The following is a 20,391-nucleotide window of genomic DNA, read 5'->3' as shown; positions in this document are numbered from 1 at the left end:
GGTCAAAGGCCCCAGAAAACACCGGAGGCCGGTCTCTTGGCTAGCTGTCCGGCGACTTGCCACCCGAACGGGGGGCGCCCACCGTCGCACCGGCCTTGACCCCGCCGTCCTTGCCCGCGGACGGCGCCTCGAACGACTCCAGCGCCTCCAGGACGTCCTGGACCCGGGAGATCTCGGCGTTGATGTCCTCGCGGCGCCGGACCAGGACCTCCAGCTCGCGCTTGCCCTCCTCGACCGTGCGCTTGGCCTCGCGGATCGCCTCGGCCTTGAGCTCCTCGGCCTCCTTGATCAGCGTGGACCGCTTCTGCTCGGCCTCCTTCAGCAGACCCTCGGCCTTCTTGACGGCGGCGATACGGACCTTGCCGGCCTCGGAGTTGGCCTCCGACACCAGCTCCTTGGCCTTGGCCTGCGCCTTGGCCATCTGCTCCTCGGCGGCCTTGATGAGCGCGTCGCAGCGGTCGCCGGTCGACTTCATCGTCTCGGCGATCTCCCGGCGGGCCCGCTCGTGCAGCTCCTCGACCTCGCCCGTGACCCGGTCGCGGTGCTCCTCCGCGCGCTCCCGGATCGCGGTGGCGTCCCGGCGGGCACCGACGAGCAGCTCGTCCGCGTCCGTACGGGCCTTCTCCACCAGCGAGTTGCCCTCGACTGTCGCCTCGGAGACCAGCCGGTCGGCCTCCTTGCGGGCCGCGCCCACCATGGTGTCGGCCTGGGCCTCGGCGTCCGCGGTCGTCTTGAGCGCCTGCGCCTGCGCCTCGGTGAGCAGCTTGTCGGCCTCGGCCGTGGTCTCGGTGATGAGCTTGTCGACCTGCTCGGCCACGTCCTGGCGCCGCTTGTTGGCGTCCTTGCGGGCCTCGTCGAGGGTGCGCTCGGCCTCCTCGCGGGCCGCGTTGACCAGCCGCTCGGCCTCCGCGGCAGCCTCGGCCTTGACGCGCTCGGACTCGCTGCGGATCCGCTCGGCGTGCGCTTGCGCCGACCCGACCGTCTCCGCGGCCTCGGCGCGCAGCCGCTCGGCGTCCGAGGTGGCGTCCCCGACCAGCTTCTCGGCCTTGGCGAGCGCGTCGGTGCGCACCCGGTCGGCCTCCGCGACCGTCTCCGACTGCAGCCGCTCCGCCTCCGAACGGGCCTCGGTGATGAGGGTGTCGGCCTGCGTCGCCGCGTCCGAGCGGATCCGGTTGGCGTCCTCGCGGGCGTCCGCCCGGGTGCGCGAGGCGGCCTGCTCGGCCTCGGCGATGGCGTTCGACGCCTCCGTACGCACCCGCTGGGCGTGCTCGGCGGCGTCCGAACGCAGCCGCTCCGCCTCGGCGATGGCCTCCCCGACCGTGCGCTCTGCGAGGGCCTTCGCGGCCGCTGACTCCTCGTTCGCCTCGCGCCGGATACGGCTCGCGTCCTCGCTGGCCCGCTCCCGCTCGGCGTAGGCATCGGAACGGACCCGGTCCGCCTCCTCCTGGGCCTCGCGGCGGGTACGGTCCGCCGCGTGCTCGGCGGCACTGCGCAGCCCGGCGATCTCCTCCTGGGCCTGCTCGTGCAGCCCCGACACGGAGTCGCGGACCTGCTGGGCGTGCTGCTCCGCCGCCGACACCATCTCGGTGGCGCGCCGGTCGGCCTCCTCGACGAGGCGCACGGCCTCGGCCTGCGCCTCCTCCACCCGGCTCCGGGCGACCGCCAGCAGCTCCTCGCTCTGCTCCCGGGCCCGCTCGCGCTCCTGGTCGGCCTCCTGCCGGGCGGAGCCGAGGGTCTCCTCGGCCTCGCGGCGGCGCCGGGCGGCCTCCTCCTGGGCGGCGGCCAGCGTCTCGGACGCCTCCGTGGCCAGCCGCTCGGCGGCGGCCTGCGCCTCGGCCCGTACCCGGTCGGCGGTGTCCTGCGCCTCCGTCTTCAGCCGCTCGGCCTCGGCCGCGGCCTCCGACCTGAGGCGTACGGCGACGGCCTCGCCCTCGGCACGGGACGCGGACGCGTCCGACGCGGCCTCGTTGCGCAGCCGGTCGGCCTCGTCCTCGGCCTGCTGCTGCAGCGTGCGGATCCGCTCGGCGGCCTCGCTGCGCAGCCGGTCGGTCTCCTCGGCGGCCTCGCGCCGGATGCGGGCGGCCTCCTCGCGGGCATCGGTCAGCGCCTGCTCGGCCGCCGCGAGCCGCTGCTCCGCGTCGGTGTGCAGCCGGGTCAGCTCCTCGGCGGCCTCCGCGCGGCGGGCCTCGACGGCGCGCTCGGTCTCCTCGCGCAGTTCCTGGGCGGCGCGCTCGGCGTCGGCCTTGATGCCCTCGGCCTGCTCGACGACCTCGTCGCGGTGCCGCTCGGCCTCCTGGCGGGTGCGCTGGAGGGTCTCCTCGGCCTGGCGGCGCAGCGTCGTCGCCCGCTCGATGGCCTCGGTGCGGACCTTCTCGCTGTCCGTCGTGGCCTTTTGGCGCAGCTCGTCCGCGTCCTGCTTGGCCTTCGCCAGCAGTTCCTCGGCGGTCTTGGCCGCCTCCTCGATCTGCTGGACGGCCTCCTTGCGGGCCTCCGCGCGGATCTTCTCGCCCTCGGCGACCGCCTCGGAGCGCAGCTGCTCGGCCTCGCCGCGCAGCCGGCGGGCCTCCTCCTGCAGCTCGACCGTCTTGGCGCGGTACTCCTTGGTGTCGTCCTTCGCCGCGCCCTTGAGCTGCTCGGCGATGTCGTGCGCCTCGGCACGCAGCCGGTCCGCCTCGGCCTCGGCCTCCCGGCGGATCCGCTCGGCCTCCTCGGCCGCGGCCTTGGTGGTGTTCTGGGCGTCCTGCTGCGCCTTGTTGAGGACGTCCTCGGCCGTCTTGGCCGCCTTGGACAGCTGGGTAGCGCTCTCCTCGGCGGTGATCGTGCGGGCCTTCTCGGCGGCCTCGGCGACGATCTTCTCGGCCTCGGCACGCGCGTCGGCGACGACCTGCTCGGCGTCCGCCTTGGTGGACTCGGCCTCCTTGGTGGCCTCGCTGACCAGCCGGGCGACCTGCTCCTTCGCCGTACGCATGCGCTGCTCGTTGGCCGACTCGGCGCTGGAGAGCGCCTTCTCGGCGGCCGTCTTGGCCTCGGCGACGAGCTTCTCCGCCTCGGACTGCGCCTTGCGCAGCGCCTCCTCGGCCTCCGCCATGCGCTGCTCGGCGGCCCGGCTGAGCTCGGTGGCCTGCCGGCGGGCGGCGTCCGACTCGGTCGCGGTGGAGCTGCGCAGCTGCTCGGCGTGGTCGGTGGCCTCCTGGGCCTGCGTGGAGGCGGCGTTCAGCAGCCGCTCGGCGTCGGTGCGCGCGCGGCGCAGGATCTGCTCGGCCTCCGCGCGGGCCTCCTCGGCCGCGCTCGTCAGACGCTGGCGGGCCTCGCCGGTGAGCCGCTCGGCCTCGGCCCGCGCGGCCGCCATGGCCTGCTCGGCCTCGGTGCGCGACTCGTCCAGGAGACGGCGGGCCTGCTGCTCGGTGCGGGCACGCAGCTGCTCCGCCCAGGCCACGTTCTCGTTGACGTGTGACTCGACGGTCTGCCGGCGCTCGGCGAGCTCCTGGTCGAGCTGCTGGCGGCGGGTCACCGCCTCCTGGTGCAGCTCGGCCTGCAGCCGGGCCGCCTGCTCGGCGTGCTCCTGGAGGATCCGCTGGGTCTGCGCCCGGGCCTGGCTCAGCTCCCGCTCGGCGTCCTGGCGCAGCTGGTCCGCCTGGATCTGGGCGTTGCGCAGCAACTGCTCGGCCTGATAGCCGATGTCGCCGCCGGCGAAGTCGGGCCGGGACATGATGGTGCGCCGCGCCTCGTGCAACTTGGCGCGCAGCACCTCGACCTGGTAGCCGAGGTCCTCGGCGTGCTGGATCGCCTTCTCCCGCTCGGTCTTCAGCCGATCCATCTCGGCCTCGAACCGAGAGAGGTGGTCGACGTCAGCCGCCGGCTCTCGCTCCTGGCGTTCGTAGCCCCGCACTGCGCGGTCCCATCCGTCCCCTGGTCGCAAGTCTCTCCATACGGGCACCGTCCATCCGCCGAACGGGGCCCCCGGGGAATGGTGTCAGATCAACGGCGGAGCACGGGCTGTTGCCCCACCCTCGTCCCCCGAAACCCGGACCCCGGACGGTCCCCCCGTCAGGACGGAGGGGCCGGGTCACCCTGGAGTGAGCGGCGACCGCCCCCAACCCTACCGGCCCATATGTACGAGGGTCAGTGCTCAGGTGACTCAACAGGCGCCGATGTGACCAGTTCTGTCAGTACGCCATGGCAATCCTTCGGGTGCAGGAAGGTGATTCGTGACCCCATGGAGCCGCGCCGGGGCTCTTCGTACAGAACGCGTACGCCCTTGTCCTTGATGGCGGCGGCGTCGCCGTCCACATCCGCCGTACCGAAAGCGATGTGGTGGACGCCCTCGCCGTTCTTGTCGAGCCACTTGGCGACGGTCGAGTCCGGCCGCGTCGGCTCGAGAAGCTGCAGGTAGGAGGCACCGCCGTCGGAGGTGTCGTTGATCTTGAGCATGGCCTCGCGGACGCCCTGCTCCTCGTTGACCTCGGAGTGGAACACCTCGAAGCCGTATGTGGCCCGGTAGAACTCGACAGTCTTGTCGAGGTCGAAACAGGCGATCCCGATGTGGTCGATTCGCGTCAGCATGGAATTCAGTGGAGCGCTCCTGCGATGGTTACGCAACGTGCGCGCGATCACACTGACGGGCCGGTGACGGCACGGAGTGCCACTCAGTACATTCGAAGTAAACCCTCGTTCACTCCTCGGCTGTCCAAGCTGGAAGGGGATCGCACCTCATGTCTTCTGGAAACGGCACGACGTCCGTCATCGTCGCGGGTGCCCGCACCCCGATGGGGCGGCTGCTGGGCTCGCTGAAGTCCTTCTCCGGAGCCGACCTCGGCGGCTTCGCGATCAAGGCCGCCCTCGACCGTGCGGGGATCGGCGGCGACCAGGTGCAGTACGTGATCATGGGCCAGGTGCTGCAGGCCGGCGCGGGCCAGATCCCCGCCCGCCAGGCGGCCGTGAAGGCCGGCATCCCGATGAACGTGCCGGCGCTCACCATCAACAAGGTGTGCCTGTCCGGCCTCGACGCGATCGCGCTCGCGGACCAGCTGATCCGGGCCGGCGAGTTCGACGTGATCGTGGCGGGCGGCCAGGAGTCGATGACGAACGCACCGCACCTGCTGCCCAAGTCCCGCGAGGGCTACAAGTACGGCGCGGTGCAGATGATCGACGCCATGGCGCACGACGGTCTGACCGACTCCTTCGAGGGCATCGCCATGGGCGAGTCCACGGAGAAGCACAACACCCGCCTCGGCATCCTGCGCCCCGAGCAGGACGAGATCGCCGCCCTGTCCCACCAGCGCGCCGCCGCCGCCCAGAAGAACGCCATCTTCGAGGCCGAGATCACCCCGGTCGAGATCCCCCAGCGCAAGGGCGACCCGATCCTCTTCAGCAAGGACGAGGGCATCCGCGGCGACACCACGGCGGAGTCGCTGGGCAAGCTGCGCCCCGCCTTCTCCAAGGACGGCACGATCACGGCGGGCTCGTCCTCCCAGATCTCCGACGGCGCGGCCGCGGTCGTCGTCATGAGCAAGGCCAAGGCGCAGGAGCTCGGCCTGGACTGGATCGCCGAGATCGGCGCCCACGGCAACGTGGCGGGCCCGGACAACAGCCTGCAGTCCCAGCCCTCCAACGCCATCCTGCACGCCCTGAAGAAGGAGGGCCTGGAGGTCTCCGACCTCGACCTGATCGAGATCAACGAGGCCTTCGCCGCCGTCGCGGTGCAGTCAATGAAGGACCTCGGGGTGTCCTCCGAAAAGGTGAACGTCAACGGCGGAGCCATCGCTCTGGGCCACCCGATCGGTATGTCGGGCGCACGCCTCGTCCTGCACCTGGCCCTGGAGCTGAAGCGCCGGGGCGGCGGGGTGGGCGCGGCCGCGCTGTGCGGTGGCGGCGGGCAGGGTGACGCGCTGATCGTGCGGGTACCCAAGGCCTGAACCGTCTGTACGTGCTGTAGGTGATTTGCGGAACGGAGCTGTGATGCAGGACGTCTCCACGCTGGTGGCCCAGGCCAGGGAAGGCCGGCCGAGGGCGGTGGCCCGGCTGATCTCGCTGGTGGAGGGGGCGTCCCCGCAGTTGCGGGAGGTGATGGCGGCGCTGGCCCCGCTGACGGGCAACGCGTACGTCGTGGGGCTCACCGGTTCGCCCGGCGTCGGCAAGTCGACGTCCACCTCCGCCCTGGTGACCGCGTACCGCAAGCAGGGCAAGCGGGTCGGCGTCCTGGCCGTCGACCCGTCCTCGCCGTTCTCGGGCGGCGCCCTGCTCGGCGACCGGGTGAGGATGTCCGAGCACGCGTCGGACCCCGGCGTCTACATCCGCTCGATGGCCACGCGCGGCCACCTCGGCGGCCTCGCCTGGGCCGCCCCGCAGGCGATCCGTGTCCTGGACGCGGCGGGCTGCGACGTGGTCCTGGTCGAGACGGTCGGCGTCGGCCAGTCGGAGGTCGAGATCGCCTCCCAGGCCGACACCTCGGTCGTGCTCCTCGCCCCCGGGATGGGCGACGGCATCCAGGCGGCGAAGGCCGGCATCCTGGAGATCGGCGACGTGTACGTCGTCAACAAGGCCGACCGCGACGGCGCTGACGCCACCGCGCGCGAGCTGAACCACATGCTGGGGCTCGGCGAGTCACGGGGCCCGGGCGACTGGCGCCCGCCGATCGTCAAGACGGTCGCCGCGCGCGCGGAGGGCGTCGACGAGGTGCTGGAAGCGCTGGAGAAGCACCGCGCGTGGATGGAGGAACGCGGAGTCCTGGCCGAACGCCGCCGGGCGCGGGCGGCCCGCGAGGTGGAGACGATCGCCGTCACGGCCCTGCGCGAGCGGATCGCCGACCTGCACGGCGACCGCAGGCTCGGGGCGCTGGCGGAGAGGATCGTCGCCGGGGAGCTGGATCCCTACCGGGCGGCGGACGAGTTGGTGGCAGGGCTGACGAAGAGCTGAGCTGACCCGCGGCCTGGTCAACTCCCGCTCGCCATTGCTACGTTGATCCACATGTACCTCCTCATGGCATAGGGCACGCCTCGCCCGCGCACCGTGCACGACCCCTCGGTCGTGACCGGCGTGGCGATCAGGCGTCCCCTTTTCCGCCTCGAGTCGAGGAACTCCCGTGTCTTCCACGTCTGTCGTGCGGCCTTCGTATGCCGCCGTTCTCCGGATTCCCCATGCCCGCCGCACCTTCGCCGCCGCCCTGCTCGGCAGGCTGTCGTACGGCATCGCCCCGCTGTCCGTGATGCTCGCCGTGACCCGGGCCTCCGGGTCGTACGCGGTGGCGGGCTTCGTCATGGCGCTGTTCTCCGGGACCAGCGTCTTCCTGTCGCCCGCGAGGGCGGCCCTCATCGACCGGCACGGGCCGCGCAGGGCGCTCGTGCCGATGGTCGCGGCCTACACCGCCCTGCTCGGCCTGTTGACGCTGGTGGTGTGGCGTCCGCACACCGTCGCGCCGTTCGCGCTGGGCGCGGTGACCGCCGCCGCGGGGGCGTGCACCCCGCCGCTGGGACCGACCATGCGGGCCGTGTGGGGCCGGATCGCTCCGGACCGGGCGCTGGTGCAGCGCGCGTACAGCCTGGACGCCGTCGCCGAGGAACTGCTCTTCGTCTCGGGCCCGTTGCTGGTCGGCGTGCTCGTCGGGTTCGCTCCGCCGGCGCTCGGGATCGTCGTCGGGGCGGTGCTGATGGCGGTGGGGACCGCCGGGTTCGTGTCGTCGCCGATGGTGCGGGACGTGCGGCCCGGCGAAGCGAAGGCGGGGGCGCGTGGCAAGGGCCGGCGCCGGGTGCTGCGCGGGATCGGGCGGCCCGTGGTCGCCGCCGCGGGCGTCGGGCTCGCGCTGGGCGCCGTCGACCTGCTGGTCGTGGCTTTCGCCGAGGGGCGCGGGTACGGCGGTGACAGCGTGGCCTGGACGCTGGCCGCCCTGTCGGCCGGGAGCGCCGTCGGCGGCCTGCTCAACGGGGCCGTCGCCTGGCGCACTTCGGCGGCGGTACGGCTGCCGCTGCTCGCGGTCGGTCTGGGGCTGGCGCTGCTCGGCGCCGGCCTGGCTCCGGGCCTCGGCACACTCGCCTCGGCCATGGCGATCGCCGGGCTCTTCGTGGCGCCGGCCATCACCACGGCGTACCTCATCGCCGACGAGGCCGCCGCGCCCGGGGCCCGGGTGCAGGCCGGGGCGTGGGTCAACACGGCGATCAACGCGGGGAGCACGGCCGGAGCCGCGGCCGCCGGTGTGCTGGTCGGGCGGCTGTCGACGGGCTGGTGCTTCGCGGTGACCGGTGCGGTGACGCTGCTCGCGGCGGTAGCCGTGGCGAGGGGCGCCACCCGTGCGGGGGGCGCCCCTGAGGCGGTGCCGGACGGGGATGCCGTGCGGCCGGTCTGACGTCAGCCGTTGTCGATGCCCTGCGGCCGGTCCGACGTCAGTCGTCCTCCCCGTCCCGGTCGTCCTGACCGTCCTGGTCGTTGCGGTCGTCACGGTCCTGGGTGACCTTGCCCGTCTTGAGGTCGACCTTCCACTCGCCCTTCGTCGTCTCCACGCTCCAGGCGGCGGGGCCGTCGTCGTCCAGGTCGACGTCGGTGACGGTGCCCTTCGCCGCGGCGGCCTGTGCGGCCTCGTGGGCGTCCACGTTCGCGCCCTTCAGGGCGGCGAGGTCGTCGCGGCCGTCGTGGTCATCGTCGTCGTCGCGCTGGACGTCGAGGACCTTGCCGTCGGCCGCGGACACCCGGACGTCGTGGTCGGTGCCGTCGCTCTTCACGACGCTCACCTCCCAGACGTTCGAGGCGTCGTCGTCCAGGTCGGCGGCGACGGCCGTGCCCGGCGTGTGCTTCAGCGCGGCGGCGATCGCGTCCGCCGCGCCGACCTTGGCGGTGCGGGCCTCCGTGCGGATCTCGGCGGCGTCGTCCCGGTCGTCGGCGGTGTCGTCCGCCTTCTCCTCCGCGGCGTCCTCCGCGCTGTCGTCCCGGTCGTCGGCCACTCGTACGCTCGACTGCCGCTGAGTGGGCGCGCTGTCGTCGTCACCGACGGCGTAGGCCGCGACGGTGCCGCCTCCGATGAGTGCCGCGGCGGCGACGGTGGCGATGACGATGTTGCGCTTCATCCCGGTTCCTCCAGAGTCGTTCGGTTTCGCATCGGTTCGTTGCGACGCGGATCAATCTGCCGAACCGACGCTGAGAGGAACCTGAAGCCCCCTGAAGAGATCTTCAGCTTCGTTTTGCCAGGCTGTACGCATGCGCCTGTTGATCGTGGAGGACGAAAAGCGGCTCGCCCTGTCGCTCGCCAAGGGCCTGACGGCCGAGGGATACGCCGTGGACGTCGTCCATGACGGGCGGGAGGGGCTGTACCGGGCGAGCGAGGGGTCGTACGACCTCGTGATCCTCGACATCATGCTGCCCGGCATGAACGGCTACCGCGTCTGCGCCGCCCTGCGCGCCGCCGGCCACGAGGTGCCGATCCTGATGCTCACCGCCAAGGACGGCGAGTACGACGAGGCCGAGGGACTGGACACCGGCGCCGACGACTACCTCACCAAGCCGTTCTCGTACGTCGTCCTCGTCGCCCGCGTCAAGGCCCTGCTGCGGCGCGGAGGCCAGGGCGCCGGTGCCTCTCCCGTGCACGTCCACGGCGATCTCAAGGTCGACACCGCCGCCCGCCGGGTCTTCCTCGGCGACGACGAAGTGACCCTCACCGCCAAGGAGTTCGCGGTCCTGGAGCAGCTCGTGCTGCGGGCCGGCGAGGTGGTGTCCAAGTCCGAGATCCTGGAGCACGTCTGGGACTTCGCCTACGAGGGCGATCCGAACATCGTCGAGGTGTACGTCAGCACCCTGCGGCGCAAGCTGCGCGCCGGGCTCATCCGGACGGTGCGGGGCGCCGGGTACCGGCTGGAGAAGGAACGATGAGCAGGCTCTTCGGCTCGGTCCGCTCGCGGGCCACACTCGGCGCCACCCTCGTCGTCGCCGTCGCGCTCGTCGCGGCGGGCGCGGCGGTGCTGCTGTCGCTGCGGTCCAACCTGATCGACCAGGCGGGCAACGACGCGGAGCGCACGGCCCAGAACGTCGTCGCCCAGCTCGCCACCGGAAAGGCCTACGGCCGGCTGGACATGGACGACGACGGCCCGGTCCAGGTCGTCGACGCGCAGGGCACGCTGGTCGCGGCAAGCGACGACCTGGAGCGGATCAGCGGCACGGCCACCGACGCCGTGAAGCCGAAGCCGCAGGCCGCAGGCACCGGCAGTGCGCCCGCCACCGGAGGCGACGACGACGCCGACGACGCGGACGACGACACCACCGGGGAAGCCGGTGAGATCGGCGAGGGGACCAGGTTCTCCGGCGGCTCCGCGACGATCGACGGCGACACCGCCGACTACCGCTTCGCCGCCGTCCCGGTGAAGGCCGGCGACAGGGGAACACTCACCGTGTACGCCGGAGGTTCGCTGGACGCCGAGCAGAGCGCCGTGAACACCGCGCTCACCGTCATGCTGATCGGCTTCCCGCTGCTGCTCGCCGTCGTCGCCGGCGTCACCTGGCTGGTCACCCGGCGCGCCCTGCGCCCCGTCGAGGGCATCCGCGCCGAGATGGCCGCGATCACCCAGTCCGAGGACCTCGCGCGCCGCGTGCCGGAGCCGGACACCCACGACGAGGTGGCCAGGCTGGCCCGCACCACCAACGAGACGCTGGCCGCCCTGGAGACCTCCGTGGAACGCCAGCGCCGCTTCGTCGCCGACGCCTCGCACGAGCTGCGCAGCCCGATCGCCTCCCTGCGCACCCAGCTGGAAGTGGGCGCCGCGCACCCCGAGTTGCTCGACCTCGACGGAGCGGTGGAGGACACCGTACGGCTCCAGGGCCTCGCCGCCGACCTGCTGCTCCTCGCCCGTCTGGACGCGGGGGAGCGGCCCGGCGAGACGCGGTTCGACCTCGGAGCGCTGGCCCGCGAGCAGGCCGAGGGGCGGGCGAACGTGACCGTTCAGGCGCAGGACGTGGCAGTGGCCGGGTCGCGGGGGCAGGTGGGCCGGGTGCTCACCAACCTGCTGGACAACGCCCAGCGGCACGCCCGCTCGGCGGTCACGGTGACCGTCCGGCGGGACGAGGGCCGGGGGGCAGGGGAGGGTGCCTGGGCCGTCGTGGCCGTCGCCGACGACGGGGACGGGGTGGCCGAGGCCGACCGGGAGCGGATCTTCGAGCGGTTCGTACGGCTCGACGAGGCCCGCAGCCGCGACGACGGCGGCGCCGGGCTGGGCCTGGCCATCGCCCGCGACGTCGCCGTACGGCACGGCGGGACGCTCACCGTGGGCCGGGCACCGACGGGCGGAGCCCTGTTCGAACTCCGCCTCCCGTCGGCTCCCCAGGTGAAGTGACCCGCAGGGTCACGGGCGTCCGCGCTGGCCGCGCAGGTGCTCCGCGATGGGCTTGAGGCCCTTGTCGAGCTCGGCCAGGGCCTCGGGGGACAGCAGGTCGATGAAGTGTCTGCGCACAGACGCCACGTGATGCGGCGCGACCTTCTTCATGGTCTCCATGCCGTGGTCGGTGAGGACCGCGTAGAGCCCGCGCCGGTCGGACTCGCAGTTCTCACGCCGGACCAGGTTCGCGTTCTCCATCCGGGTGATCTGGTGGGAGAGGCGGCTCTTGGACTGGAGGGTGGCGGACGCGAGGTCGCTCATCCGCATCCGTACGTCCTCCGACTCGGAGAGATTCACCAGGATCTCGTAGTCGTTCATTGTCAGGCCGAACGGCTGCAGGTCCTTTTCGAGCTGGTACGTCAACAGCCTGTTGACCTCCAGGTGGGTGCGCCAGGCGCACTGCTCCGCATCGGTCAGCCAGCGCGTGGCCGTCTCGGTCTCCATGAATGAAGTCTACCTAAGAAGTTGAAAGGCGAACTAGTGAGGGTTTTCTATGACCCGATCGCGTGAAGCCTGTGTGCTCACACGTTCGATGTCACACTCCGCAGACTACCGCTCACAGCCCGAAGCGACGCTGGAGGTCTCCCAGCTGTCCGGGAAGGCGCGGTGCTCCAGCCATTTGTGAAGGGCCTGTGTGGGTCCCGCCGGACCCGGGTACTCCGTCGCCCGGCGGTACCGCCCCCGTGGCCTGCTCGGCCATGAGGGTCTCGGTCGACTGGAGCAGCACGGTGCCGGCTCCGACGAACTCGAACTGATGCTCCTCTCCGGAGGCCCCTCCGAGGCCCGTCAGTGCACGTAGACCGCCCATTACGCCGGTCATGTAGCCATGGTCGTAGTGGTGGCACGGCGACGGGCAGTCGGCCCAGCCGACGAGCGCCTGCGGATCCACCCGGATCGGGGGTTCCATGAACACCACCGGACCGTTAGATGCGGCCACGAACTTCCCGGTTCCGATGAGGGTCAGAAAACCCGGCACAATCGATTGCTTGAGCGCGAGACTTGGCTGAAAAGCGAGCAGGTTGCCCGAGCGAATGGTCAGGTTGCCGTCTTCGAGGTCGTACGAGTTCACGTCGAAGGCCCGGTCGGCCAGCAGCATCTTGCCGGAGCCCTCGGCGACGACCCAGTCGCTCGCGTGCAGTGGCGAATGAAAGGACGTACGGACAAGACGGTCCAGCCGCCCGTGCCCGACGCCGTTGAACTCCATCCGGCCGTAGTAGGCGATCATCTTCCCCTTCTGCAGGAACCACTGGCTCCCCTTGAGCTCCACGCAGAAGGTGTAGGCGTTGACGTTGTCGTCGGAGGGCAGCGTCATGGCGTCGTACACGGTGGGACCCGCGCCCGGATAGTGGCTCACAGCTTCTCCTCCGACGCCTGGACGTACACCGCACCGCTGCCGCTGAGCTCCAACTGGAAGGCCTCGCCGGAGCCGCGGCCCACCATGTCGCGCCAGCCGAGGGCGGTGGACAGCTTGTTGCGCACGTCACCGTGGTGGGCGACATAGGCCTGGGGGTCGACATGGACGGGGCGCTGCGGGGTGATCGGGATCTCGAAGACGCCGCCGTGCGCCATCACGGCTACCGCCCCGTGCCCTTTGAGGGTGGTCGTGAACAGGCCCTGTCCGCTGACCTGTCCCCGGACCATGCCCATCACCCCGCCCTGCGAGCCGAGGAACATCGTGCCCTGCTGGAGGGTGCCCTCGAAGGCGAGGAGGCGGTCGGCCTCGACGCACAGGGTGTCGCCGGCGAGGTTGATCACCTGGACGTGGTGGCCGCCGTGTCCGAAGAGCACGGTGCCGCTGCCCTCCACCGTCATCAGCGGGGTGTCCTCGTTGGCCACCCGGCGCCCGATCATCGACATGAGCCCACCCTGGCCGCCGGCCGTGTTCGGGGTGAAGGACACCTCGCCCTTGTAGGCGAGCATCGCGCCGCGCTGGCTGAACAGCCGTTGCCCGGGCATGACCGTCGCCTCGACCATCTTGGAGTTGATCTCGCGGAAGCCCATGTCACACGTCCCCCGCGATCGTGTTCCGCTCGCTCGGCTGTACGTACACCAGCCCGTCCCCCTCGAAGCGGATCTGGAAGGCCTCGCCGCCGCCCTCGCCCATGAGTGTGCGGAACGTCACACCGGACTGGAAGGACTGCCGCAGGTTCCCCTGGTGGGCCACATACGCCCCCGGGTCGACGGTCAGCGGGTACTGGGAGCTGACCCGCAGCACCACGGCCGGCCCGTCCGACATGATCGCCGCCTGTCCGTGCCCCTCGACGGTGGTCGTGAACAGCCCGTTGCCCTGGGAGGCGCCGCGCATGCCCGTGAAGGACGTGCCGGTGCGCAGGCCCGCGTCGGTCGCGAGCAGGTTGCTCGACTCGACGTAGAGCTTGTCGCCCTGGAGGTTCACGAGGTTGATCTCGGAGGCGCGGTCCGCGAACCAGCACGTCCCGTGCCCCTTCACCTCCATCATCGTCATCTGCTCGCCGGTGAGGCGCCGGGTCACCATGCCCCTCAGTCCCTCACCGCCGCCGCTCATCTTCTTGAAGGCCATCTGCCCGTCGTACGCGACCATCGAGCCGTTCTTCGCCTTCACGGCGTCCCCGGTCATGTCGACGGCGAGCACCTTGCTGCCCTGAAGTCGGAACATCGCCACGCAGCGAAGGTAACCGCAGGTGGCTGCCGCCGACAGATCCCGTAGGCGGACTTCACCCCTGACGGGACCCCGAGCCATCCCCGCCTCCCGGCGTTTGCCACAATGGGCGGGCGTTTGTGCTTGCGTTCACAAGCTGAGCCGAGTCGACCGACGTCACTCCCACCGAACCCCACCGAAGGTGACCCGTGGACATCAAGACCGCCACCGCCCTCCGCCGCCTCCGCCTCGTTTCGGCCCCCGAGGCGGTGTCGTTCCTGATCCTGCTCGTCTGCTCGGTGCTGAAGCGGACCACCGAGTTCGACGCCGTCCGCCCGATGGGCATGATCCACGGCGTCCTCTTCATCCTGTACGTGATCTTCTGGGCGGACGCCTGGAACCGCACCAAGTGGTCCAGGAAGACGGCGGCGGTCTACTTCGTCCTCTCCGTCCTGCCGACCGGCGGCTTCTTCGCCGACCGCAAGCTCAGGCGCGAGGCCGAGGACGCGGTCATCGCCGCCCGCGCCCGCCGGGAAGGCAAGGTCAACGCATGATCGTCGCGTTTTCCGTGACGCCGCTCGGCGTGGGCGAGGACGTGGGGGAGTACGTCGCCGACGCCGTCCGGGTGGTCCGCGAGTCGGGCCTGCCCAACCGCACCGACGCGATGTTCACCTCCGTCGAGGGCGACTGGGACGAGGTCATGGACGTCGTCAGGCGCGCCGTCGCCGTCGTCGAGGAGCGGGCGCCTCGGGTGTCGCTGGTGCTCAAGGCGGACATCAGGCCCGGCGTGACCGACGGACTCACCTCCAAGGTGGAGACCGTGGAGCGGCATCTGGCCGAATAGGCAGCGCACGCGCCGGGGCGGACGTACGGAAGCCGTACGTCCGCCCCGGCGCTTTTCCGTTGCCAACTCCGTTCGCCGAACGGGCACTTCGGCGCGCCGCTCGGCCGCCGCCCGGAGCGAGGACCTTTCGCGAGGGTGAGTCAAGTCGCCGTCGCCGCCCGCGCCTTCCGACGCGTCCGACCGGCAGATCCCTCAATTGGCCGCTGCGGCTCGCGGACCCCGTGGCCCTGACCCACGATGAAGGCTCAGGGCCGAACCCGCGTTCGCGCTGGTGGACAGGGACGGCCGCCGCTTGCTCCCGCGAAGGAAGGGTCTGCCGGATGACCACTTCGCCCTACACATCCCAGTCGGCGTTCGACGGCTCCAGGATGCGCGTCACCCTGCTCGTCGATCTCCACGAAGGCGCCCAGCAAGAGTTCCTCGACGCCTACGAGCAGATGCGTGACCGAGTCGCGTCGGTCCCCGGTCACCTCGGTGACCAGCTGTGCCAGTCCCTGGAGAACCCGTCCCAGTGGCTCATCACGAGCGAATGGGCGACCGCCCCGCCGTACCTCGCCTGGGTGAACAGTGAAGAGCACCTCGACACGGTCAAGCCCCTGCAGAACTGCGTCCGTGAACTGAGGTCGATGCGCTACGGCATCGTCCGCGAGACCGGCGGCGCCCGCCCGGGCATCGGCGGACTCCAGACGTCCGTGCGGGTCGGCGACGGGGTCACGCGCCACGCCCTGACCTTCACCGTCAAGCCCGGCTCCGAGTCCAAGGTCGCGGAGATCCTCGCCGGATACGCCCCGCCCCAGGCCCGCGTCGACGACTCCACGAGCCTGCGCCGCACCACCCTGTTCATGCACGGCAACCGGGTCGTGCGCACCGTCGAGGTGGAGGGCGACCTGATGGCGGCCCTGCGCCACGTCTCGCGCCAGCCCGAGGTGCGGGCCGTCGAGGAGGCCCTCAACCCGCATCTGGAACAGCGCCGGGACCTCTCGGACCCCGAGTCCGCGCGGGCCTTCTTCGCCCGCGCCGCCATGCCGCCCGTGCACCACGTGGCCCGCGGCGGACCGGAACCGGACGACATCACGCGGCACGCCCTGTACTACCCGGCCCGCCCGGGCTGCGGCATGGCGCTGGCCCGGTTCCTCTCCAAGCAGGACGAGACAGCGGCGGCCGACCCGGCCGGCCCCGTGCACCGCAGCACCGTCTTCCAGCGCGAGGACATCGTCGTCCGTCTCATCGACGTACGGGGTGATCCCGAGACCGATCCGGTCATGGCGCTCGGCATCCATGGCCCGAGGAAGCCCGCCGTGCTGGCCCGTCTGCTGGACGGCGCCGCACTCGGCGTGGCGGGACCGTTCACCGGCGAGCGGGAGGCGACCCGCCTCCTGGCGCACGCCGACATGAGCCTGATCACCGACCGCAGGGCTGCCGCGCAGTCCTGACCGCGCGGGGACCGACACCCCCATCGACCGACCTGGAGACAGATCATGGAAAAGATGCGCCCGCGCGTCGTGGACATCCGAGAGATCGAGCCCAACCGCAAGCGCGGCGGCGACCTGCGCACGCTGCTCACCCCCGTCACGGTGGGCGCCACCAGCGGGTTCATGGGCCTGGCCATCATGCGGCCCGGTGAACGCATCAGCGAGCACTACCACCCGTACTCCGAGGAGTTCGTGTACGTCGTCGAGGGCAGGCTGGAGGTCGACCTGGACGGAGAAACGTTTCAGCTTCGTTCCGACCAGGGCCTGATGATCCCCATCGACATGCGGCACCGCTTCCGCAACGTCGGTGACGAGGAAGCCCGGATGGTCTTCCATCTGAGCCCGCTCGCGCCGAAGCCCAGCCTCGGCCACGTCGACACCGAAGCCCCGGAGATCAGTGACGACCTCAAGGCGTACCCGCTTGTCCAGGAGGAGGGCGGGCAGCACGAACGACCGGGGGTCCTGTCGTGAGGCGGCGGGTGGCGGTCACCGGCATAGGCGTGGTCGCTCCGGGAGGAATCGGGGTGCCCGCGTTCTGGGACCTCCTCTCGAGCGGCCGTACCGCGACACGGGGCATCACCCTCTTCGACCCCGAGGGACTGCGCTCCCGCATAGCCGCCGAGTGCGACTTCGACCCGCTCGCCCACGGCCTCGACCCCGAGCAGGCCGAACGAGCCGACCGCTACATACAGTTCGCCCTGGTCGCCGCGACCGAGGCCGTCACCGACAGCGGTGTCTGCTTCGCCGAGGAGAACCCCTGGCGGGTGGCCGTGTCCCTGGGCAGCGCGGTGGGCGGCACGACCCGGCTGGAGCACGACTACGTCCTGGTCAGCGAACGGGGCAAGCGCTGGGACGTCGACCACCGCGCCGCCGAACCGGAACTGCACCGGGCGTTCTCGCCGAGCACCCTCGCGGCGGACGTCGCCGAACGGTTCGGCGCCCAGGGGCCGGTGCAGACCGTCTCCACCGGCTGCACCTCCGGCCTCGACGCCGTGGGCTACGCCTTCCACACCATCGAGGAGGGCCGCGCCGACATCTGCATCGCCGGGGCCTCGGACTCGCCGATCTCCCCGATCACCATGGCCTGTTTCGACGCCATCAAGGCGACCTCACCCAACAACGACGACCCCGAGCACGCCTCCCGGCCCTTCGACGCCCATCGCGACGGGTTCGTCATGGGCGAGGGCGCCGCCGTCCTGGTACTGGAGGAACTGGAGCACGCCCGCGCGCGCGGCGCGCACGTCTACTGCGAGATCGGCGGCTACGCCACCTTCGGCAACGCCTACCACATGACCGGTCTGACCGGTGAGGGCCTGGAGATGGCCCGCGCCATCGACGTCGCCCTCGACCACGCGCGCGTCAACCCCACCGACATCGACTACGTCAACGCGCACGGCTCGGGCACCCGGCAGAACGACCGCCACGAGACCGCCGCGGTCAAGAAGTCCCTGGGCGCCCACGCCTACGACACGCCCATGAGCTCGATCAAGTCCATGGTGGGCCACTCGCTCGGCGCGATCGGCGCGATCGAGGTCGTCGCCTGCGTCCTCGCACTGGCCCGGCAGGTGGTCCCGCCCACGGCGAACTACGAGACCCCGGACCCCGAGTGCGACCTGGACTACGTACCGCGCACCGCACGCTCCCGCCGGCTCGACAACGTGCTCTCCGTGGGCAGCGGCTTCGGCGGGTTCCAGTCCGCGGTGCTTCTGACGGGGCCGAGTGGGAGGAACCGATGAGTGAGAGTGGCATACGTCCCCGGCACACCGCCGTCACGGGTATCGGCGTGGTCGCGCCCAACGGCCAGCACACGGAGACCTACTGGAAGGCCGTCAAGGAAGGCGAGAGCGTCCTCGACCGAATAACCAGGGAGGGCTGCGAGCACCTCCCGCTCCGCGTCGCCGGCGAGGTCCGGGGGTTCGACCCGTCGGCGCTCATCGAGGAGACCTTCCTCGTCCAGACCGACCGCTTCACCCACTACGCCCTCGCCGCCGCCGACGCCGCGCTGCAGGACGCGGGGCTGAGCAGCAGCGCCGCCGAATCGCCGTACTCCGTCGGCGTGGTCACCGCGGCCGGTTCCGGCGGGGGCGAGTTCGGGCAGCGGGAACTGCAGAAACTGTGGGGGCAGGGTTCCCGGTTCGTCGGGCCCTATCAGTCCATCGCCTGGTTCTACGCCGCCAGCACCGGCCAGATATCCATCCGCAAGGGCTTCAAGGGCCCCTGCGGGGTGGTGGCCAGCGACGAGGCCGGCGGCCTGGACGCCGTCGCGCTCGCCGCCCAGGCCGTACGGCGGGGAACGGACGTGATCGTGGTCGGGGCGGCCGAGGCGCCGCTCGCCCCCTACTCGGGGGTCTGCCAGCTCGGGTACCGCGAACTCAGCACCGTCGAGGACCCGGCCCGCGCCTACCGCCCCTTCACCTCGGCGGCCTGCGGCTTCGTGCCCGCGGAGGGCGGTGCCGTACTCGTCGTCGAAGACCTGGACCGGGCGCAGCGCCGGGGCGCGGCAGTCCGGGCCACCGTGGCGGGACACGCCGCCACCTTCACCGGGGCCTCGCGCTGGGACCGGTCCCGGGAGGGGCTCGCGCAGGCCATCAAGGGCGCGCTCGACGAGGCCGGCTGCGCGCCGCAGGAGGTGGACGTCGTCTTCGCCGACGCGATGGGGGTACCGGAGGCGGACCGCGCCGAGGCGCTCGCCCTCGCCGACGCCCTCGGCCCGCACGGCACCCGGGTGCCCGTCACGGCCCCCAAGACCGGCATCGGCCGGTCCTACTGCGGTGCGCCCCTGCTGGACATCGCGGCCGCGGTGCTCGCCATGGAGCACGGGCAGATCCCCCCGACTCCGGGCGTCTTCGACGTCTGCCACGACATCGATCTGGTGACCTCCACGGCCCGCGCGGCCGACCTGCGCACGGCCCTGATTCTCAGTCGGGGGCTCATGGGCTCCAACTCGGCGCTCGTCCTGCGCCGCGGGCCCGGATCCGCCGTCTAGTACGTGTGCCGCCCAGCCGGCGCGCCGTGGACGGGCGCCGGCCCGGAGGCACCACCTCCGCACCGTGTACGACAAGGAGAAACCCGTATGACCACCCACATAACCCAGTTGACCGTCGAAGAACTGGCCTCGCTGATGAAGAAGGCCGCCGGCGTGACCGTGGACCCGCACGACCTCGAGAGCCGGGCGGACGACCCCTTCGCCGACTTCGGGCTGGACTCGCTCGGCCTCCTCGGCATCGTGGGCGAGCTGGAGAACCGCTACGGCCGGGCGCTGCCCACCGACGCGGAGCGCTGCAAGAGCCCCCGCGCCTTCCTCGACCTCGTCAACGGCGCACTCACGACAGGAGCATGAGGTGGCAGGACACACCGAGAACGAGATCACCATCGCCGCACCCGTCGACCTCGTCTGGGACATGACGAACGACCTGGAGAGGTGGCCCCAGCTGTTCAGCGAGTACGCCTCCTGCGAGGTGCTCTCCCGCGAGGGCGACACCGTGACCTTCCGGCTGACGATGCACCCCGACGAGAACGGCAAGGTGTGGAGCTGGGTCTCGGAACGGACCGCCGACCGCGACAAGCTCATCGTGCGCGCCCGCAGGGTCGAGACCGGCCCCTTCGAGTACATGAACATCGTGTGGGAGTACGAGGAGACTCCCGAGGGCACCAGGATGCACTGGACGCAGGACTTCGCCATGAAGCCCGACGCCCCGGTCGACGACGCCTGGATGACGGACAACATCAACCGCAACTCGCCCATCCAGATGGCCCTCATCCGCGACCGCGTCGAGGAGGCCGCATGCACCACGCGCTGATCGTCGCCAGGATGGCCCCGCAGTCGGCCAAGGACATCGCCGGCGTCTTCGCGGACTCCGACCGCGGCGAACTCCCGCACCTCGTCGGGGTGACGCAGCGGTCCCTGTTCCAGTTCGGCGATGTGTACATGCACTTCATCGAGGCGGAGCAGGACCCGGGCCCCGCCATCGCGAAGGTGGCCGGGCACCCCGAGTTCGTCGACATCAGCAGACGGCTCGAGGCGTTCGTCAGCCCGTACGACCCGGAGACCTGGCGGAGCCCGAAGGACGCGATGGCGCGGTGCTTCTACCACTGGGAGAAGCACTGAGA

Annotated in this window: 21 protein-coding genes; 14 read left to right on the top strand and 7 right to left on the bottom strand. The window is 71.4% G+C overall.

What is annotated here, in order from left to right; all coding sequences use genetic code 11:
* Positions 1 to 40 precede the first annotated feature (40 nt).
* Positions 41 to 3,889 (bottom strand): polarized growth protein Scy, encoded by a 3,849-nt coding sequence (scy, locus tag ACIBAG_RS40960; RefSeq protein WP_399112609.1) that lies wholly within the window; start codon positions 3,887 to 3,889, stop codon positions 41 to 43.
* Positions 3,890 to 4,122: 233 nt separating this feature from the next.
* On the bottom strand, positions 4,123 to 4,563 hold the full coding sequence (gene mce, locus ACIBAG_RS40955; RefSeq protein WP_003997837.1) for a methylmalonyl-CoA epimerase: 441 nt from the start codon (positions 4,561 to 4,563) through the stop codon (positions 4,123 to 4,125).
* A 149-nt stretch (positions 4,564 to 4,712) separates the two neighbouring features.
* Here mce and ACIBAG_RS40950 point away from each other — a divergent pair, with 149 nt between their 5' ends.
* The 3 genes from ACIBAG_RS40950 to ACIBAG_RS40940 all read left to right on the top strand — a co-directional run bounded on the left by ACIBAG_RS40950 (position 4,713) and on the right by ACIBAG_RS40940 (position 8,338).
* A complete protein-coding gene (locus ACIBAG_RS40950) occupies positions 4,713 to 5,915 on the top strand; it encodes an acetyl-CoA C-acetyltransferase (RefSeq protein WP_399112608.1) in 1,203 nt (400 codons plus the stop codon).
* Positions 5,916 to 5,958: 43 nt separating this feature from the next.
* Positions 5,959 to 6,915: a methylmalonyl Co-A mutase-associated GTPase MeaB gene (meaB, locus tag ACIBAG_RS40945; RefSeq protein ID WP_399112606.1), complete on the top strand. Its 957-nt coding sequence runs from the start codon at positions 5,959 to 5,961 to the stop codon at positions 6,913 to 6,915.
* A gap of 166 nt (positions 6,916 to 7,081) precedes the next feature.
* Positions 7,082 to 8,338, top strand: a complete 1,257-nt coding sequence (locus ACIBAG_RS40940) for an MFS transporter (RefSeq protein WP_399112605.1) — start codon at positions 7,082 to 7,084, stop codon at positions 8,336 to 8,338.
* Between the two features lie 37 nt (positions 8,339 to 8,375).
* On the opposite strand, the gene ACIBAG_RS40935 is transcribed toward ACIBAG_RS40940, so the two are convergent.
* Entirely contained in the window at positions 8,376 to 9,053 is a 678-nt protein-coding gene (locus ACIBAG_RS40935) for a PepSY domain-containing protein (protein WP_399112604.1), read from the bottom strand.
* 130 nt (positions 9,054 to 9,183) lie between these two features.
* Between ACIBAG_RS40935 and ACIBAG_RS40930 the strand changes: the two genes are divergently transcribed.
* Positions 9,184 to 9,852 carry a response regulator transcription factor gene (locus tag ACIBAG_RS40930; RefSeq protein ID WP_399112603.1) on the top strand — a complete coding sequence of 223 codons (669 nt, stop codon included), beginning with the start codon at positions 9,184 to 9,186 and terminating at the stop codon, positions 9,850 to 9,852.
* Complete coding sequence (locus ACIBAG_RS40925; RefSeq protein ID WP_399112601.1) at positions 9,849 to 11,306, top strand: ATP-binding protein; 1,458 nt, start codon at positions 9,849 to 9,851, stop codon at positions 11,304 to 11,306. Before ACIBAG_RS40930 ends, ACIBAG_RS40925 begins: the two co-directional genes overlap by 4 nt.
* A gap of 9 nt (positions 11,307 to 11,315) precedes the next feature.
* Here the strand turns inward: ACIBAG_RS40925 and ACIBAG_RS40920 are convergent, their stop codons facing one another.
* The 4 genes from ACIBAG_RS40920 to ACIBAG_RS40905 all read right to left on the bottom strand — a co-directional run bounded on the left by ACIBAG_RS40920 (position 11,316) and on the right by ACIBAG_RS40905 (position 13,983).
* Positions 11,316 to 11,792: a MarR family winged helix-turn-helix transcriptional regulator gene (locus tag ACIBAG_RS40920; protein WP_399112599.1), complete on the bottom strand. Its 477-nt coding sequence runs from the start codon at positions 11,790 to 11,792 to the stop codon at positions 11,316 to 11,318.
* Positions 11,793 to 11,904: 112 nt separating this feature from the next.
* Positions 11,905 to 12,702 carry an AIM24 family protein gene (locus ACIBAG_RS40915; protein WP_399112598.1) on the bottom strand — a complete coding sequence of 266 codons (798 nt, stop codon included), beginning with the start codon at positions 12,700 to 12,702 and terminating at the stop codon, positions 11,905 to 11,907.
* The gene (locus ACIBAG_RS40910) at positions 12,699 to 13,349 is read right to left on the bottom strand and encodes an AIM24 family protein (protein WP_399112596.1); all 651 of its coding nucleotides are present in this window, start codon (positions 13,347 to 13,349) and stop codon (positions 12,699 to 12,701) included. The genes ACIBAG_RS40915 and ACIBAG_RS40910 overlap by 4 nt, the downstream gene beginning before the upstream one ends.
* Before the next feature lies 1 nt (position 13,350).
* Positions 13,351 to 13,983 (bottom strand): AIM24 family protein, encoded by a 633-nt coding sequence (locus ACIBAG_RS40905; protein WP_399112719.1) that lies wholly within the window; start codon positions 13,981 to 13,983, stop codon positions 13,351 to 13,353.
* A 191-nt stretch (positions 13,984 to 14,174) separates the two neighbouring features.
* Between ACIBAG_RS40905 and ACIBAG_RS40900 the strand changes: the two genes are divergently transcribed.
* The 9 genes from ACIBAG_RS40900 (at position 14,175) to ACIBAG_RS40860 (ending at position 20,389) form a co-directional block, all read left to right on the top strand.
* Positions 14,175 to 14,519, top strand: coding sequence for a DUF3817 domain-containing protein (locus tag ACIBAG_RS40900; protein ID WP_399112594.1), 345 nt, complete (start codon positions 14,175 to 14,177; stop codon positions 14,517 to 14,519).
* Positions 14,516 to 14,809 (top strand): MTH1187 family thiamine-binding protein, encoded by a 294-nt coding sequence (locus ACIBAG_RS40895; protein ID WP_399112592.1) that lies wholly within the window; start codon positions 14,516 to 14,518, stop codon positions 14,807 to 14,809. The genes ACIBAG_RS40900 and ACIBAG_RS40895 overlap by 4 nt, the downstream gene beginning before the upstream one ends.
* A gap of 320 nt (positions 14,810 to 15,129) precedes the next feature.
* Positions 15,130 to 16,242: a SchA/CurD-like domain-containing protein gene (locus tag ACIBAG_RS40890; RefSeq protein ID WP_399112590.1), complete on the top strand. Its 1,113-nt coding sequence runs from the start codon at positions 15,130 to 15,132 to the stop codon at positions 16,240 to 16,242.
* A 45-nt stretch (positions 16,243 to 16,287) separates the two neighbouring features.
* Entirely contained in the window at positions 16,288 to 16,752 is a 465-nt protein-coding gene (locus ACIBAG_RS40885) for a cupin domain-containing protein (RefSeq protein WP_399112589.1), read from the top strand.
* Positions 16,749 to 18,017, top strand: coding sequence for a beta-ketoacyl-[acyl-carrier-protein] synthase family protein (locus tag ACIBAG_RS40880; RefSeq protein WP_399112588.1), 1,269 nt, complete (start codon positions 16,749 to 16,751; stop codon positions 18,015 to 18,017). Before ACIBAG_RS40885 ends, ACIBAG_RS40880 begins: the two co-directional genes overlap by 4 nt.
* Positions 18,014 to 19,267 (top strand): ketosynthase chain-length factor, encoded by a 1,254-nt coding sequence (locus ACIBAG_RS40875; protein WP_399112587.1) that lies wholly within the window; start codon positions 18,014 to 18,016, stop codon positions 19,265 to 19,267. Before ACIBAG_RS40880 ends, ACIBAG_RS40875 begins: the two co-directional genes overlap by 4 nt.
* An 87-nt stretch (positions 19,268 to 19,354) precedes the next feature.
* Positions 19,355 to 19,621 (top strand): acyl carrier protein, encoded by a 267-nt coding sequence (locus ACIBAG_RS40870; RefSeq protein ID WP_399112586.1) that lies wholly within the window; start codon positions 19,355 to 19,357, stop codon positions 19,619 to 19,621.
* 1 nt (position 19,622) lies between these two features.
* On the top strand, positions 19,623 to 20,081 hold the full coding sequence (locus ACIBAG_RS40865) for an SRPBCC family protein (RefSeq protein WP_399112585.1): 459 nt from the start codon (positions 19,623 to 19,625) through the stop codon (positions 20,079 to 20,081).
* Positions 20,066 to 20,389 carry a TcmI family type II polyketide cyclase gene (locus ACIBAG_RS40860; protein WP_399112584.1) on the top strand — a complete coding sequence of 108 codons (324 nt, stop codon included), beginning with the start codon at positions 20,066 to 20,068 and terminating at the stop codon, positions 20,387 to 20,389. Before ACIBAG_RS40865 ends, ACIBAG_RS40860 begins: the two co-directional genes overlap by 16 nt.
* Positions 20,390 to 20,391: the final 2 nt, after the last annotated feature.

Source organism: Streptomyces sp. NPDC051243 (assembly GCF_044455405.1).
In the GTDB taxonomy this organism is placed as follows: domain Bacteria; phylum Actinomycetota; class Actinomycetes; order Streptomycetales; family Streptomycetaceae; genus Streptomyces.
The sequence above is the reverse complement of the archived record's forward strand: the minus strand, read 5'-3'. Positions and strand labels throughout refer to the sequence as shown.